Source organism: Pseudomonas koreensis, assembly GCF_036668835.1.
GTDB lineage: Bacteria > Pseudomonadota > Gammaproteobacteria > Pseudomonadales > Pseudomonadaceae > Aquipseudomonas > Aquipseudomonas koreensis_I.
This window is the reverse complement of the sequence record NZ_JAZEVW010000002.1, coordinates 487552-502590: the sequence shown is the minus strand read 5'-3', so window position 1 is coordinate 502590 and position 15039 is coordinate 487552. Positions and strand designations below refer to the sequence as shown.

At 60.5% G+C, this 15039-nt stretch carries 14 protein-coding genes; 7 read left to right on the top strand and 7 right to left on the bottom strand.

Annotated features, from left to right (window positions below; genetic code table 11):
* Positions 1–153: 153 nt before the first annotated feature.
* Entirely contained in the window at positions 154–681 is a 528-nt protein-coding gene (locus V6F91_RS07295) for a hypothetical protein (RefSeq protein ID WP_332763228.1), read from the top strand.
* Between the two features lie 55 nt (positions 682–736).
* Here the strand turns inward: V6F91_RS07295 and V6F91_RS07290 are convergent, their stop codons facing one another.
* From V6F91_RS07290 to V6F91_RS07265, 6 genes are all read right to left on the bottom strand, one after another.
* On the bottom strand, positions 737–1666 hold the full coding sequence (locus tag V6F91_RS07290; RefSeq protein ID WP_332763227.1) for a GNAT family N-acetyltransferase: 930 nt from the start codon (positions 1664–1666) through the stop codon (positions 737–739).
* Positions 1654–2955 (bottom strand): phenylacetate--CoA ligase family protein, encoded by a 1302-nt coding sequence (locus tag V6F91_RS07285; RefSeq protein WP_332763226.1) that lies wholly within the window; start codon positions 2953–2955, stop codon positions 1654–1656. Before V6F91_RS07285 ends, V6F91_RS07290 begins: the two co-directional genes overlap by 13 nt.
* Before the next feature lie 36 nt (positions 2956–2991).
* Positions 2992–5394 (bottom strand): acyl-CoA reductase, encoded by a 2403-nt coding sequence (locus tag V6F91_RS07280; RefSeq protein WP_332763225.1) that lies wholly within the window; start codon positions 5392–5394, stop codon positions 2992–2994.
* 1 nt (position 5395) lies between these two features.
* Positions 5396–6526: an acyl-protein synthase gene (locus tag V6F91_RS07275; RefSeq protein WP_332763224.1), complete on the bottom strand. Its 1131-nt coding sequence runs from the start codon at positions 6524–6526 to the stop codon at positions 5396–5398.
* Between the two features lie 13 nt (positions 6527–6539).
* Positions 6540–7787, bottom strand: coding sequence for an MFS transporter (locus tag V6F91_RS07270; protein WP_332763223.1), 1248 nt, complete (start codon positions 7785–7787; stop codon positions 6540–6542).
* Between the two features lie 245 nt (positions 7788–8032).
* Entirely contained in the window at positions 8033–8167 is a 135-nt protein-coding gene (locus V6F91_RS07265; RefSeq protein ID WP_332763222.1) for a hypothetical protein, read from the bottom strand.
* A 161-nt stretch (positions 8168–8328) separates the two neighbouring features.
* On the opposite strand from V6F91_RS07265, the gene V6F91_RS07260 reads away from it, so the two are divergent.
* Positions 8329–8517, top strand: coding sequence for a hypothetical protein (locus V6F91_RS07260; protein ID WP_090283703.1), 189 nt, complete (start codon positions 8329–8331; stop codon positions 8515–8517).
* 18 nt (positions 8518–8535) lie between these two features.
* Here V6F91_RS07260 and V6F91_RS07255 read toward each other — a convergent pair whose 3' ends face one another.
* Positions 8536–8913 (bottom strand): fe2+ zn2+ uptake regulation protein, encoded by a 378-nt coding sequence (locus tag V6F91_RS07255; RefSeq protein WP_332763221.1) that lies wholly within the window; start codon positions 8911–8913, stop codon positions 8536–8538.
* 878 nt (positions 8914–9791) lie between these two features.
* Between V6F91_RS07255 and V6F91_RS07250 the strand changes: the two genes are divergently transcribed.
* The 5 genes from V6F91_RS07250 to V6F91_RS07230 are packed head-to-tail and all read left to right on the top strand — an operon-like array spanning position 9792 to position 15021.
* Positions 9792–10403, top strand: a complete 612-nt coding sequence (locus tag V6F91_RS07250; RefSeq protein ID WP_090283170.1) for a transposase — start codon at positions 9792–9794, stop codon at positions 10401–10403.
* Positions 10404–10462: 59 nt separating this feature from the next.
* Positions 10463–12061: a ShlB/FhaC/HecB family hemolysin secretion/activation protein gene (locus V6F91_RS07245; protein ID WP_332763220.1), complete on the top strand. Its 1599-nt coding sequence runs from the start codon at positions 10463–10465 to the stop codon at positions 12059–12061.
* A gap of 15 nt (positions 12062–12076) precedes the next feature.
* Positions 12077–13876, top strand: coding sequence for a DUF2341 domain-containing protein (locus V6F91_RS07240; protein ID WP_332763219.1), 1800 nt, complete (start codon positions 12077–12079; stop codon positions 13874–13876).
* An 11-nt stretch (positions 13877–13887) separates the two neighbouring features.
* Positions 13888–14313: an ExbD/TolR family protein gene (locus tag V6F91_RS07235; protein WP_007915482.1), complete on the top strand. Its 426-nt coding sequence runs from the start codon at positions 13888–13890 to the stop codon at positions 14311–14313.
* Between the two features lie 3 nt (positions 14314–14316).
* Positions 14317–15021, top strand: coding sequence for an energy transducer TonB (locus V6F91_RS07230; protein ID WP_332763218.1), 705 nt, complete (start codon positions 14317–14319; stop codon positions 15019–15021).
* The last annotated feature ends 18 nt before the right edge of the window (positions 15022–15039 follow it).

Here is a 15039-nt window from a genome sequence, read left to right as displayed (position 1 = left end):
CCGGCGGGTTGTTCAGCTTTTGTATCGTGAATGTACGAGAATTGTAAAAAAGTGCAGAAAGAGGTTGGTGCCATCAGTTCGCCCGCCGATACTCGCGCCCACTGAACGTATTCAAAACGGACATTTCATGGTCATTTCGCAGGGAGACATTTCATGACAATCGGTATTGTCGGCGGCTGGGAAAGCAAGGCAGGGGTGATGGTTCGCGACACCGGCGCCAAGAAACAAGTGGCCCAGAGCGTCAAGGTGCAGCAAATGCTCACTCTGGTCGGCAACGATCCCAACGCGATCAATACCGCCGAGATGGACAAGCAGGGCTTGCGCAAAGCGATCAAGGGGTTTGATCCGGCAAATGTTTCGGTCAAGCAAATGGGCAATCTGAGCGAGATGCTGCGCAGCCGCGGGCTGATCTCGGAAATCACTTCCTTCACCTTGATGAACGCGGGCGACAAGTTCGACCGTTTCGGCGTGACCAAGGACATCGACGTCAAATTCAACGCGCTGGAATATTTCGCCACGCAACTCGATGCAATCCAGACCAACGGCCTGAATGGCAATGCCTACGGCAAGAACCTGATTCCCGAATTCAAAAAAGCCATTTACGTTCTGCAGAACCTCAAGACCTACGGCGAAGGCAACGTCGCCAAGCCGGTCGACCAAGGCGTCAAAGCCAAGGCATAAAAGCGCCTGCGCTGGCCCGCTCGGTGCTCGAACGGGCCAGGTTTGTTCAGATCGCTTACGGCGCCTCGGCAGTACGCGGTGCGATTTGCTGCTGGGCTCGGTCATGCAAACGCTGAATGTGCGGGCAATGCAGTTCCAGCGTTTGCGCGCGGTAGCCCCGATGAAACAGTGCCAGCCATCCCGGGCAACGTTCATTCGGGGCAATGCCGGTGAAGATGAAGCCCATTGCCGCCAGGCTTTCGGTGGCGCTGGCAAAGCCGCTGGCGAGCCTGAGCCTGATCGAGATCATCCATTGCTGCGGCAGTTGGCATAACTGTTTCAACAGACTGTAATCAAGTTTTTTCAACGTCACCTCGTAACGCCCGGAACAGTGCTCCACATGCAACGGCGGCCCGACCCACGGTGCCTCCCTGTTCTGCGTCCCGTAAACGCTGGATAAGCGCTCCATGAAATCGCGACAGCTGGCGGGCCACGGCAGTACCGGTAGCGGGCGACGATAACCATCGATGGCGGTGAAGCCGACGACAACCGACTCCGACAGCGGCTCGCCGAAGGGCGAAGGGACATAATCGAGTAACAACCCGGTACTGCAAAAACCCAGGCGCTCGGCCATGCGCTGTGTGTACGGGTGCTGTGTCACCTGTTTGATGGTCACGCCCTGGCAACCCAGCGCTTGTGCATGGATCAACAGGCGCACACCCAGTCGTGTGGCGATGTTGTGACCGCGGGTTGACGGATGCACCACGCTCAACGCCAGTTCCGCCGTGTGCGATCCGCTGTTGCGGCACAAGCTGGCATGCCCGAGCAGCTTTTTCTCCGAATGCGCCAGCATTGAATGCCAACGACCTTCGCCGTGATTCTGATTGATCATCAACGGCAGATACACGTGCGGCTGCACGTAGTGATCACCATAGATCTCGCGAAACAGTCGGCTGACGGCGCCAGCGTCGGAGGGGCGATAGTTGCGTAACGTCACGTTGTCCATGGGCTTCGCTCCGGCGGGGTATTGTTATAAACGCGCAGGTCAACGACTCGTTGATGTTTGCCGGAGCGCGGATGACGAACGAGTTGGTCGGCGCTGCAACCGCGTACCTGTACTTCAAGCAAACCCTGCGGACCCAGTTGCGTAATCAGCGGATACTGATCGATCAGCTCGCTGTGCAATGCCGCGCTGCATTGCGCAGTTGCCGACATTTGCGTATCCACCAGCCATTTGAAGCTGAGCCTGTCCACGCCCGCCGATTGGCTGATGATCATTTGCCAGTCTTCGCTGCCGGTGGTGCGCTGGATAATCCGCTCAATGTCTTCGGTGAGCAGGGTCATACTGCCCACCCGGATTCGCCGGCTGCTGGCGCTGCGGCCCATCAAGGCAAACTTGCGCCGCGCTGCCGTGGCCGGTTCCCGCCAGCAGGCGAGGTCGCCGACCGGGTAACGAATCAACGGCATCAACCGGCGGGTGAGGTTGGTGATTACCAGCCGCCCGGTTCGCCCGCACTCGTCGATGACCTCCCCGGTGTGTTCATCAATGATTTCCACCACGCTATGGTCCGGCAGCATGCGATGTTCGCCCAGCGCGCAATCGCGACTCGACGCACCGATGAACCCGGCGTCGACACTGGCGTAGCCGATCGAAGCAATGCGCGCATTCGGGAATACCCGGCGCAACCTTTGCAGTTGCCCGGCGAACAGACTCTCGCCGCCGTAAAGCAGCGTTTGAACTTCATAGAGGCACAGCGACTGGCGCTCGAGCTCGCCGGCAAACGCCAACAGTTGCGCAGGAACGCCGGCCAGCACGTTGATCCGGTACTGACGGATAGCGTCAGCGAGGGCCGCAGGATCGACATCACCGGTGAAGGGATATTCGATAACGCCTGCGTCTTCGTGAGCCAGGGCATCGTGGATAAAAACGAAACTGGCATACAGATCACCGACGAAAAACAGGTTGGCAACCCGATCGCCCCGATTGAGCTGTTGGCCTAGCTGGCTGCCGAAGTCGCGCACCAGCGCCTGCCATTCTTCGCGGGTAAACACAGAAAGCTTGCCGGCGCCGGTGGTGCCTCCGGTTTTGAACACCAGCGCCCGTTCGACTGCCGAGGTCAGTACCGGCCAGTGCTCAAGAGGCTGGCCGGCCTGCCAATACTGTTTGGGATCGACTACCGGCAGTTGATCGAGCGCGGTGTCTTGCACGGCCACGTGTTGCCAATGCATGGCGTAATACGGTGAGCTCTCGCGGACAAACGCAAGTAACTGGTGGAGTTCAGGTTTGGTATACATTCAGGTCTCTGTTTATTCAGGCCATGACGACGAGCGCTAGCGGCGCGCGTCGATCAACTGTGGCGTCTTGCCGCTGTGGTTATTTCTGCGAAATTGCTCCGGCGCGCAGCGTTGCGCCTGCACCGTGAGCAGGCCGTTGCGCTGTAACAGGTCCAGCGTCGTGTAATGTTGCAGTCGCTCATGGGCATCGGCCGGTTCGTGCGGGCTGCGAATCAGCAGGTGTTCCAGGCCGTCAGGGGCGTGATCGAGGTGCAGTTGAAACGGTGACTGCAAATGCCGGGCAAGTTCATCGAGGCAGATGAAATCGGTGCCGATACGCAACAGGCGGCCGTGCCGCTGGAGCAGTTCGAAGCGCGGCGAATGCAGACCGCAAGGGCAGTCGCCGGCGAGCCAGCGCCCGGTGTCTCCGACGTCATAACGCTGCACGCGCTGTCCTTCGCGTGCTTTGGAAGTAAACAGCAGACGGCCGACCTCATCGCCGATCACCGGCGCGTCGGCGTCCAGCGCAACGATTTCCAGTTGCTGGATCGCCTCCATCAGATGGAACACGCCGTCGCCGGTCGCCCCGCAGGCATGCCCAAAGGGGCCGGCATCGACGCTGCCGTACACCGCAGAACGAATACAACTGACACCGCAGGCTTGCAATAGCTCACGGCACTGATCACTGATGTGTTCGCCGCCGAGAAAGACTTTTTCGATCGCGCCATAACCGCGCAGACGCTGCTCTTCATTGCGAAATAGTCGATGCACGGTGCTGGGCATGCCGATCAGTACGGTGACTTTCTGGTCGATGATCACTTGGGCAATGTCGCTGTAGTCATCGTCCGCCGGCGCACCCATGGGCAGGTGGCGGGCGCCCAGTAGTTCCAGAACCTTGGCGAAACTGAAGAACCCCCCGTAAAGGCCACCCGTGAAAAACAGATTCATGACCTTGTCGCGGTGTGGATCGAGGCCCGCCGCGAACAGACCGTCGGCCGTTGCGCGCATTTGCTGGTGAAAGTCGCGATAACTGTAGCCCGACAGCGTTGGCGTACCACTGCTGCCGCCGGAGCGAAAAAACAGTTGTGCGGTGGTGGTCGGCGGGGTGGCGATGAAAGCGCTTTTATCGGTGATCGGCAGGCCCGTCGGAGACAGTGCGCGAGGGGGCGGGTCGAGATTCATGCGGCAAGGGATCTGTGTGGGTGTGACGCTGACCGACACCCGACGACTCAAGCGTTGCAGTGCGTACACACCGTCGTGCGGTTCGCCTTCGTAGCCGTCATGAATGCTCTCCACCGGAGCAATTCGGCTGACGCCTGCGGCGATCAGCTCGCGCGCCAGCTCGCCGATCTGCGCCTCTTCGCAGATCAGTGCGCAGCTCTGCAAGACCTTGCGCCACGGCAACAAATGCTCAGTCAAACCATGGCGGGGCAGGGGTTTGAGCAGCAATGTGCGAAACAGCGGCGAGGGCGCGAGCGCCTGATCATGGGACCAGATCACTCGCCATCCCGCCGCGCTCCATACGCGTCCGCTCACCGCACAAAAGCTCTGGCTCAGCCGCGCCATCATCGCCTGGGTGCTGATCTCGCTGGCTTCCTGAATCGTCGGCAGCAGCGCCGGCCACTGTTCGGCGCGGCGCTCGAAGGCCTCGGCGAGATCGGCACCGATCCTTTCCAGGACTGCAGGGTCGTTACTGTCGACCAGCAGCCATTGTGGGCTCGAGCAGGCCTGCTGATCGAGTCGGCAGACTTCATCGACCAACGCCTCCAGCCGCTGCGGTGTAGCGGCTGGAGGCGTCAGATAGGCAAAACTGATGCGGTGGCCCCAGTCGATCCAGCGACAACCGGGTGGCAACTGTTCACGGATGGCGCGCAACGCGGTTTCGCCGCCCCAGGCCGACACGCCGTTGGCCCACTGGCATAACTGGCCGATCTGCGCTGTGGCGACCGGTAGTACCGCCACGTAATGGCATAACTGTCCGCTGGTGTCGCTGTGAACCAGCGCGTGCAGCAGTCTTGCCGTGAGACCTCGATCGCTGCTGCTCGGGCGCAGCCAATTGATGTTGCCGGCCAGCAGGCTTTCGATCATGGCGCAACAGGCCAGCAGCGGCGCGTTGGCCGGCGTGACATGCATCACCAGACCCAACGGGCACCAGCGTTCAAAATGCGCTTTGCGGTAATCGATGCGTCGCAGCGACTCGGATTGATCGCCGAGTTCACGTTCAAGCTTGTGTTGCAGTGCTTGCGGCCGGCAGAAATCAATCAGTGCCAGCCGTTGCTCATCATCGAGTGGCAGCGTCGATGTAGAGCTTTGCAAGCGCTGCGCGAAGTTTGCCACCGCGGCGAGCACGGTTGCGCTGTCAAGCGGAATGCGCAGCTGTTGCGGCAAGTGCTGCTGCAACGCCAGCAGGGCGTCGCCCAAGTCGCAGTCGGCGGTGAGTTGTCCATTGATCAGGTACATATCAGTGCCTCCCCAGTAGTTCGGATGCCGCCATCGCGCAGCTTCGGCCTGCGGTGGTGCCTGCGCGGCCATGCAGTTCGAACCAGTCGCTGGACAGGCCGCAGCCGCAGCTCGATCCGGGGTACAAGGTGGCCAGATCGCTCATCACTACCGCATGCGCCGGACTTGAGGAAATGTACGGAGAGACGAAGCCCAGCAGGCCCTGCCGGCCGTAGGGCTGGACAGACCAGTCGTGTGGATTGCGCACATAAACTCTGGAGTAAACCGGTACATGAAAATGGTGATGGGCGCATTCGATGTACGGCACCGCGTGTTCGACTGCGCCGTAACCGTCTCGACAGCGCGATATTTCGATGCCGAGTTGCGCCGCAATGCGCGCGTACAGCTGATCTTTGGCAATTTCTTCGCTGGCGCGGGCTTTCCAGCCTCCGCCGAAAAACACCAGTGACTGCTCCGGCAGTTTCAGCTCTGCCACCCCGGTGGTCTTCATGTGTTCGAGGGCCTGCCAGAGAAACGCCGGAAAGCCGAAAATCCGCACGGGCAGGCCTTCTTCAGCGAACGCCTGCAGAGCGGCGATCACCCCGAACACATCGAATTGGTGGCCTGCGCCGTTGCTGCGTAAGGCGTAGACCACGCGATTGACGGGAGCGAAGCGGCAGAGGAATTGGTCCGTGAATGACGTGCCCAGCGTGATGGCACCGTGCGGCTCATAACTGAGCAGCAGGTAATTGCAGGGCGTTTCTGCGGTATTCCAAGCGTAGTGATGGAAAATCCGTTCGACCATGAACTGCGCGCGCGACAGGCTGCGCTCGTCATAGCGCATGCGGCTTTTCTGCCCGCTGGTGCCGGATGACGTCAGCTCCAGAGCGTTTTCTGCGCTGGGGCTGAGCACCAATTGTTGCTTGAAGAAGTTGGCGAGAATGGGCGGCAGCCGCGACCAGTCATCAAGGCAGCTGAGGTCGCGGACATCAAGACCGTTGGCGTTCAACCAATGTTCATAGCCCGGCGTGTGCTGACAATGGAACTGGCTGATCTCGCTCATGGCGTGGTCGAACAGCCCTGCGGGCACTGAATTTTGGCAATAGGGCTGCGGCAATGCGCACAGCGCATCGCAGGCGGATAAATCAATCATTTCAATTATTCCTTTACTGATCAGAAGCTGAGGTGCGACTGCGTCTTGTCCGCAGGCCCTGCAACAGAGGCAGGCACATCAGGCCGCTGAAGGCGGCGAAAAGCGCGAAGAGTTCGAGACGTGCGCCTGCGCCGATGGTTGCAATCAGCCCCCCGCCGAGCCCCATCACCGTGATCGACAACATGCCGACCGACGCCGAAACCAGCCCTTTGCTGTCGTCGCTGGCAAATAACGCCAATCGATACAGAGCAGCGTTGCTCATGCCCAGCCCGACCGCGTACACCGACAGACTCGCGACCACCGGAGCGATGCCAGCGCCGGACAGGGCGCAGCCGATCAGCGCCAACAGGCCAGCGCAGAACGGCCAGAGCGCCAGGCGAACAACCCGAGGCAACGAATGAGTGGGCAGCAAACGGTCGAGAATCAGATTGCCGACGATCACGGCGCTGAAGATGGGGATCTGCCACAAGCCATACTGAATGGGCGTCAGGTTCAGCACCTGCATCAGTAGCAACGGTGCCAGACCGATCCAGGCAATCAGCGGCAGGCTCATTAACCCCAGGGCCAGACTTGCGGCGAGGAACCGCCGATTGCCGAGCAGGGCGCGGTAGCGTTGCCAGGTCTGCTGCCATGAAAAGCCAATCGACGCCTGCCGATGCCCGTCGTGTCGGGTCACGCCCACCGTCTCGGGCATCCACGCAAACAGCCCCAGCCAGACCAGCAAAGCGGCAACACCCAGCCCCAGAAACAGTTCGCGCCATGACAGCCATTGCAGCAGGACGACGCCCAGCAACGGCCCGATCAGCGGCGACAGCAGGGCGATATTGCCGAGCAGTGCCATCAGGCGCACCGCATCGGCCTCACAGAAAACCTCCTGAAGCGCCGGATAACTCACCGCAACCACGAAGCCGATACCCATGCCTTGCAGCAGCCGCAGCAGATTGAACACGGCAATGCTCTGGCTGATGAAGACCGCCGCGCACGCCGCTGCGAACAAGGCGCAGCCGACCAGCAACACGCGGCGTCGCCCCCAATGATCCGACAGTGGCCCGATCAGCCATTGCAGGCAGACGCCGCCCAGCAGATAGAGGTTGAAAGCGTTGGGTACATGTCGCGCATCCGCCTGCAATTCGTGAGTTACGCTGAGCATGGCTGGCATGATCAAGTCGCTGGCCATGTACGTCAGCAGTTCAAAAGCACTGATCGCCAGGCAGAAGCCGAGCACTTGATAGGGCCCGATGGGTATGAGAGTTCTCTGCATAAACGTCTTTGTTGGGTGGTCGAAAAAGTTGGCAGAGACTAAGTTGCACAGACTCGCGCAACCTATTGTTTTGCTGCGACATTAAGTTTCAAAAGCTTGCAAAATGTTTAGCTCTATGCCGATTTTGTTTATTGCAAAAACAGCAAAGCCCGCCATTGGCGGGCTTTGCTGAATATGAGCTGGGCTGTTGAATTAACAGCCTGGGTCAGTTTATCGACCTGCAGGGAAGGGCGAGCAATCGTGCTTCAACGATGCTGGTAGTAGCCAGGGCCTCCTTGGTAATAACGGTGATGATCGCCATGTCCGTGGGGGAAGATGATGCAGCCACTCAGGGTGAGCAGGGCCAGAACGGGGATCAGCCAGGTGATACGACGCAGCATTTGAAAAATCCTCAGAGGTAACGCCGCCAGCAAGCCAAAACGCTTGCGCGGCTGTAACATGAGACCCCGTTTACAGCCAATGCATTGCAACCGATCGGTATGCGCATGGCATGCAAACGGATACAAATTCGATACATTTTAAAAAGTCTCAGGAAGCCGCAATGACCCAGAAGCAACGCTTGATTTATTCAATTGTGATCGCCTTGTCGGTCCTGGCGATCATGCTCGGCCTGTCGTGGCTGCAGAACGCCGGGATGATTACCGAGAAGACCTTCCAGTTTGTCGCGATCGCTGTAGCGGTGGTCGTCGTGGTGATCAATGGCGTGATGCGCCGCAAGGTCAAGCCTTGACGGCGATCGCCGCTCACTTCAATCGTGCTTGAGAACCGCCGCAGCCTGTGGATGCAGGCTGTAGCTCTTGTCTTCATTGAAGACGATCACCCCTTCGCTGCACAGGCGTTTGAGCACTTCGCGCACACTGAGAAAGGACAGCGGAATATCCAGATCCAGCAATTGGCTGTGGACACCGCGCACGCCCAGTCTGCGCTCGTGTTGTGCGGCGACCAGCAGCGCGTCGATCACTTTCAGACGGATCAGGCTGGTGCGCAGGCCGAAGCTTTTGAGCAGCAACCGGATGCGTTCATTGCCGTGTCGCTCGCCGCGCTGGCCGAATTCGCTCGCGTTCGGGCTCATGGGGATTCCTTTGGGGGCCTGGCTACCGTCCGCTGGTAGTTGCGAGTTGTACATGCGCTTACTCCTTTTCAGGGCCTGATCGGGAATGGGTTTTTTTCGTTGTCTCTGAACTAGACGTATCAGCGCGACGAATCATGAAAGAAAAGATGTGGAAAATTTGTTGGCTCGGTGTTTTTTTCTTGTGATTTTTTGGGGGCGTGGCGGCCTCTGGGCCGACCAGGCTTTGGTTGTTTGGGGTGAATATCCGTTGCTTCGGGGGGGGCTTCTGGCGGTTTCGCCCTTACGGCGAGTCCCTTTTTCAAACGCCAAAAAGGAACCAAAAGGCTTTGCTCCTGCGTTCGGCCCTCGCAGGCTCGGGTTCCTTCGCTCCGGGATCGATCCGGGCGCAGCGGCTACGGTTTGCTTCGCTGCACCTACTTCCGCTGTGTACGACTTCGTCGTACGGTCGCTGCGCTCCCACGCCCGGATCAATCCCTCCACTCAGCCTTCCGATGTCGCTGGTCAGGCAAGATCAAGATCAAGGGCACTCGAGCTAACGCTCATTGTTGAGTGGTTAGAAGCGCCGCATGGCTTGAAATTTTCGGTGGATTCGCCCCTCACCCCAGCCCTCTCCCGAGGGAGAGGGAGCCGATTTCAGTTGGATTCGAAATTTGCATTCGACTCGGTATTTCATGTCGGCGTACCTCTTCCAATCACCGCGGTCAGTTCCCTCTCCCTTCGGGAGAGGGCTAGGGTGAGGGGCTTTTGTTTCTGGCTTCTCCCGCGTTTGTTTTCATAACTTGAAAACTCCCCCACCAGCGATCTCGTGTAATGAAGCTTTTATGACAAAAGTTCGGTAGCACATAGCCAGTCCGGTCATGCCTATGTAACGCGCTTGAGGGGCCCTTCGGGGTGCACTTTGCAAGCCGAGGCGGGACGCCGGGAGTGAGGCAATGGGGACTATGGAACGCTATTCGAAAGTGGGCATGCAGGAACTCGATCAGCGCTTGTCGAAGATCGTCGAGGCGGCGCGCAAGAAGCCGGTGTCGGTGTATCGCTACGGCGCGCCGTGGGTCTGGATCGTTTCGCAGGATGACTGGCAGGGCGCTTTGAAAGAGGTGTCGAGTTACATTCCGCCGGGGCATTCGCTGGTTTTGCTGCGCCCGCAGATCGACGATTTGCTTGATGCCCACCGCGAACTCCTGCACGACCTGAATGCCGAGCCGGGCATGTTGATTCCGGCGCAAACGGTGATGCACATCCTGCTTCTGCAACTGCTGTACTCGGTACCCAGCGAACAGCAGCTTTATGAACAGCTCAATTACAACCTGCTGTTCCGCTGGTTCGTCGGCCTCGGTCTGAACCAGAAAGTCTGGAGCTTCAGCGCCCTCAGTCGCGACATCGCCACGCTGCTCAACGAGCCGCGTGCGGTGCTGCTCATTCAGAAAATCATCGGCGAAGTGTTCTGCGGTGCCTTGCTGCAAATGCCCGAGTTCTCCTTGAACTTCGCGCTGTTGCACACCTGGCTGGGCAAACACGCCTGCGCCCCGCACGTCGGCAACTAACAGCGGCAACACACCGGGCGCTGAAGCGCCAACAGGTCATCGCGAATTCAGGGGGTAGTGTGGAACCGATTTTCAAGTCACGGCTGGCGCTGTGCGGCTGGCTGCTGGTGACGGCAGGCGTGCAGCCGGCGCTGGCCGAAGAGGGCGCCGCAAACGCTGCAGCGCCGCGTCTGGTCGACGTCAACGAATACTTCGTACGTGGCAATACCGTGCTCGATGCGCCGGCGATCGAGGAAGCGGTGTATCCGTTTCTCGGCCCGCAAAAAGCCCTCAGCGATATTGAAGGCGCCCGCGATGCGTTGCAGAAGGCCTATCAGGAGCGCGGTTATCAATCGGTGTTCGTCGAGCTGCCGGAGCAAGCCGTGGCTGACGGCATCGTCTACCTGCAAGTCAGCGAAACCAAGGTCGGCCGCGTGCGCGTGGTCGGCGCCAAGCACTATTCGCCGCTGGACATTCGCGACAACGTACCGGCGCTGAAGGAAGGCGAGGTGCCGGATTTCGCCAAGGTCCAGGGCGAACTGGCGCAACTCAACAAAACCCCGGGCCGGCAAGTCATGCCGCTGGTGCGCGAAGGTCAGCGCCCCGGCACCATGGACGTCGATCTGCAGGTCGAAGACCAGAACCCGTGGACCGCCAGCGTCGGCCTCAACAACGATTACAGCGCCGACACCGAAAAGCTGCGCACCGTCACCAGCCTCGGCTACAACAACCTCTGGCAACTCGGCCACAGCGTCAACCTGACGTTCTTCACCGCGCCGCAGGAAACCGACAACGCCAAGGTCTGGTCGGGCTCCTACACCGCACCGCTGAGCGAGCGCTGGAGCGTGCAGTTTTCCGGTTACCAGTCCGACAGCAACGTCGCCACCATCGGTGGCAGCAACGTGCTCGGCAAGGGCCACAGCTACGGTGTCTCGGCGATTTATACGCTGCCGTCGAGCGGCAACTGGTCGAACTCGCTGTCGGCCGGCATCGACTTCAAGGACTTTGACGAACGCCTGACCCTGTCCGGCGAGAGCGATAAGGTGCCGCTGCAATACGCGCCGTTTACCTTCGCCTACAACGGTTATCGCTACAGCGAAAAAAGCCAGCTCGGTCTCGGTTTGAGTCTGGTCGCGGCCACTCGCAGCATTTTCGGTTACGGCAGTTCCGACGAAGATTTCGACTACAAACGCTACCGCGCCAAACCGAGTTTCGCCGTGCTCAAGGGCGACACCAATTACACCTGGACCTTCGACAGCGATTGGCAGAGCGCGACCAAAGCGGCGTTCCAATTGGCCTCGGGCCCACTGGTTTCCAACGAACAATTCTCCGCCGGCGGCGCGACTTCGGTGCGCGGCTATCTGGCTGCAGAACGCACCGCCGATGACGGTTACCTGCTCAGTCAGGAACTGCGCACGCCGTCGCTGGCGAAATTCGCCGGCACCTGGATGCAGGACTGGCGCTTTTACGCCTTTGCCGAAGGCGCACAACTCTATCTGCGCGACGAACTGCCGGATCAGGACGCCAATTACGCCCTGGCCAGTGTCGGCCTCGGCACCCGCGCCAGCCTGAGCAAATGGCTGTCCGGCAGCCTCGACTGGGGCTACCCGCTACTCGAAGGGCCGAACACCTCGAAACAGGAATCGCGCCTGCACTTCAACCTTCAGGCCACTTTCTAACCAGGAGCACTTTTCATGCAGCGCCTCATTCTTTCCCTGTTGATCTGCCTGGGCTTCGTGCTCCCGGCCACGGCTCAGGCCTGGTGGCAGGATGACTGGCATTACCGCAAACAGATCGCCGTCGACACCACGCCGCAGGGCGCGGCGATCAATCAGGCGCTCGGTCGCACGGCGCTGCTGGTGCGCCTGCACACTGGCAACTTTACGTTCGACGGGGTGAAAGAGGACGGCTCGGATTTGCGCTTCGTCGCTGCCGATGACAAAACCGTGCTCAACCACCAGATCGAAAGCTTCGACGCGCTGATGGGCATGGCGCTGATCTGGGTCGACGTGCCGAATGTCGAAGGCGGGCAGCGGCAGGACATCTGGATGTATTACGGCAATCAGAAGGCGCCGGCGACCGGCAACGGCCAACTGACCTTCGACCCTAATTACACCGCGCTGTATCACTTCGACGGCGCCACCGGCACCCCGGCCAAAGACACCACCGCCTATGGCAACACCGCGCAAAGCGCCACCGGCGCGGCGATTGACGGCGTCGTCGGGCGCGCCTTGCAGTTCAGTGGCCAGCCGTTGCTGCTGCCGGCCAGTCCTTCGCTGCAACACAACGCTGGCAGTGCGTTTACCTTCAGTGCCTGGCTGCGTCTGGATCAGGCCAGTGGCGAGCAACTGATTCTCGCCCGTCGTGAAGGCGCCAACAGCCTGCTGGTCGGTGCCAACCAAGGTGTGCCGTTTGTTGAAATCGACGGTCAACGTGCCGTCGCCACACAAGCGCTGAATCCGGGCCAATGGCAGCATGTCGCGCTGACCGCTGAAGGTTCCAAAGTCACCCTGTTCATCAACGGTCGCGAAGCGGCCACGCTTGCTCAGGCGATGCCGGCGTTCAACTCGGTCATGGCCATCGGTGCCGATCTGCATGAAGGGCCGTTCCAGCCGTTCGTGGGCGCTATCGATGAGCTGCGCCTGTCGAAAGTCGCCCGTCCCGCCGCGCTGCTGTTGGCCGATGCCACGTCCCAGGGCGCCGAGTCGAAGCTGGTGGCTTACGGCGTCGACGAAGAACAGTCCGGTTTCGGTTTCGGCAGCCTCGGTTTCCTGCTCAATGCGGTGCCGGTGGACGCCTGGGTGATCATCGCCGTGCTGGTGCTGATGATGTTCCAGTCGTGGATCATCATGCTGCGCAAGAACCGCACCCTCAGCCGTGTCACCGCGGCCAACGAAGACTTCCGCACGCATTTCGCCAAGGTCGGCACGCGTCTGGAAATGTTCGCCGACGACGCGCAACTCGCTCAGCGCCTGCAACATTCCTCGCTGTGGCGCCTGTACCTGGTGGCGGTCAAAGAGATCCGCACCCGCCGCGAGCAGGGCGCCGATACCTCATCGGTTTCGGCTGCGACCATCGAAGCCATCCGCTGCTCGATGGACGGCGTGCGCACCCGTGAAAACCAGCAACTGAGTTCGAAACTCTCGACCCTGTCCAACGCCATCGCCGGCGGCCCCTACATCGGCCTGCTCGGCACGGTGTTGGGGATCATGGTGGTGTTCCTCGGCACGGCGATGGCCGGTGACGTCAACATCAATGCGATCGCACCGGGCATGGCCGCAGCGTTGCTCGCCACCGCCATGGGCCTGTTCGTGGCGATCCCGGCGCTGTTTGGCTACAACCGCCTGATCACTCGCAACAAGGAAGTCAGCGCCGACATGCGCGTGTTCGTCGACGAGTTCATCACCCGTCTGGCGGAGATGCACGGCGAGAGTCAGTTCAGTGAGTCGTCGCATGCGCGCGGCCATCACGCCAACCATTCCGTACCGGCCTGAGGAGCATTGCCATGGCGTCCGTAAATGCCTCCCACGACGATGATGAAGATGCCGCGGTGGACAGCATCAACATCACGCCGCTGGTCGACGTGCTGATGGTGGTGCTGGTGATGTTCATCCTTACCGCCACCGCACAGGTCTCCGGGATCCAGATCAACCTGCCCAAGGCCAGTGCCTCGGTGTCGCTGTCGGAAGCCAAGACCAAGGCGATTTCGGTGAATGACGGCGGTCAGGTGTTTCTCGATGCCTACCCGGTGACCCTCGCCGAGCTGGAAGAGCGCCTGCGTATCGAGAAAGCGCAGAGCCCGGATTTCCCGGTGATCGTGCGCGGCGATGCGACGGTGCAATACCAGAAGGTCATTGAGGTGCTGGATCTGTTGCGCCGGCTCGAACTGTCCCAGGTCGGTCTCGTCACCGGCAAACCGAGTCAGGGCTGAGTCATGACTGCACAACTTCCGATCGAGCCATTGCCGGTGAAGAAGTCGCCGCTGCGTTATGCCAAGTGGGGCGCCGGTCTGCTCATCGCTGCTTTGGCGGCATGGTTGCTCTGGCAGTGGGCCAACGACATGGCGGGCGTACGCCGCGAAGCGCCGAAGGTGCCGACGATCATTCCGTTGCCGCCACCGCCACCACCGCCGCCGGAAAAACCGCCGGAGCCGGAAACCCCGGTGGAAGAAAAAGTCGTCGAGCCCGAGCCAACGCCCGAGCCGCAAGAGGTCAAGCCTGAAGAAGAGGCACCGCCATCGCCGGCGGACGACCTGGCCAACCCCATGCAAATGGACGGTGATGCGCAGTCCGGCAATGACGCCTTCAACATCGGCGCGGGCAAGGGCGGCGGCATGGCCGGGGCCGGCGGCGGGCGTTTGGGCACCGGCACGTACAGCCAGTTCCTCGCGTTCACCTTTCAACGCTTGCTGCGCGAAAACCCGGAGCTGCGCAACCTCGCGTTCTCGTTGCAGGCGGATGTGTGGCTGAGCAGCGTCGGCGAGATCACCCGCGTCGAGCTGATCAAGTCCAGCGGCAACCCGCAAATCGATACCCAGGTGCTGGCCGCGCTGCGTGGCGCGCCGGCCCTCAGCGAACGGCCTCCGGCCTCGATCACTTTGCCCGTGCGCCTGTCCCTGCAAGGACAGCGTCCGGGTTAACCCAGCCTGTTTATTGCC

Excerpts from the sequence above, each read along its gene's own strand:
- V6F91_RS07295 (WP_332763228.1), top strand. The coding sequence starts at position 154 with ATGACAATCGGTATTGTCGGCGGCTGGGAAAGCAAGGCAGGGGTGATG.
- V6F91_RS07290 (WP_332763227.1), bottom strand. The coding sequence starts at position 1,666 with ATGGACAACGTGACGTTACGCAACTATCGCCCCTCCGACGCTGGCGCC.
- V6F91_RS07285 (WP_332763226.1), bottom strand. The coding sequence starts at position 2,955 with ATGTATACCAAACCTGAACTCCACCAGTTACTTGCGTTTGTCCGCGAG.
- V6F91_RS07280 (WP_332763225.1), bottom strand. The coding sequence starts at position 5,394 with ATGTACCTGATCAATGGACAACTCACCGCCGACTGCGACTTGGGCGAC.
- V6F91_RS07275 (WP_332763224.1), bottom strand. The coding sequence starts at position 6,526 with ATGATTGATTTATCCGCCTGCGATGCGCTGTGCGCATTGCCGCAGCCC.
- V6F91_RS07270 (WP_332763223.1), bottom strand. The coding sequence starts at position 7,787 with ATGCAGAGAACTCTCATACCCATCGGGCCCTATCAAGTGCTCGGCTTC.
- V6F91_RS07265 (WP_332763222.1), bottom strand. The coding sequence starts at position 8,167 with ATGCTGCGTCGTATCACCTGGCTGATCCCCGTTCTGGCCCTGCTCACC.
- V6F91_RS07260 (WP_090283703.1), top strand. The coding sequence starts at position 8,329 with ATGACCCAGAAGCAACGCTTGATTTATTCAATTGTGATCGCCTTGTCG.
- V6F91_RS07255 (WP_332763221.1), bottom strand. The coding sequence starts at position 8,913 with ATGTACAACTCGCAACTACCAGCGGACGGTAGCCAGGCCCCCAAAGGA.
- V6F91_RS07250 (WP_090283170.1), top strand. The coding sequence starts at position 9,792 with ATGGGGACTATGGAACGCTATTCGAAAGTGGGCATGCAGGAACTCGAT.
- V6F91_RS07240 (WP_332763219.1), top strand. The coding sequence starts at position 12,077 with ATGCAGCGCCTCATTCTTTCCCTGTTGATCTGCCTGGGCTTCGTGCTC.
- V6F91_RS07235 (WP_007915482.1), top strand. The coding sequence starts at position 13,888 with ATGGCGTCCGTAAATGCCTCCCACGACGATGATGAAGATGCCGCGGTG.
- V6F91_RS07230 (WP_332763218.1), top strand. The coding sequence starts at position 14,317 with ATGACTGCACAACTTCCGATCGAGCCATTGCCGGTGAAGAAGTCGCCG.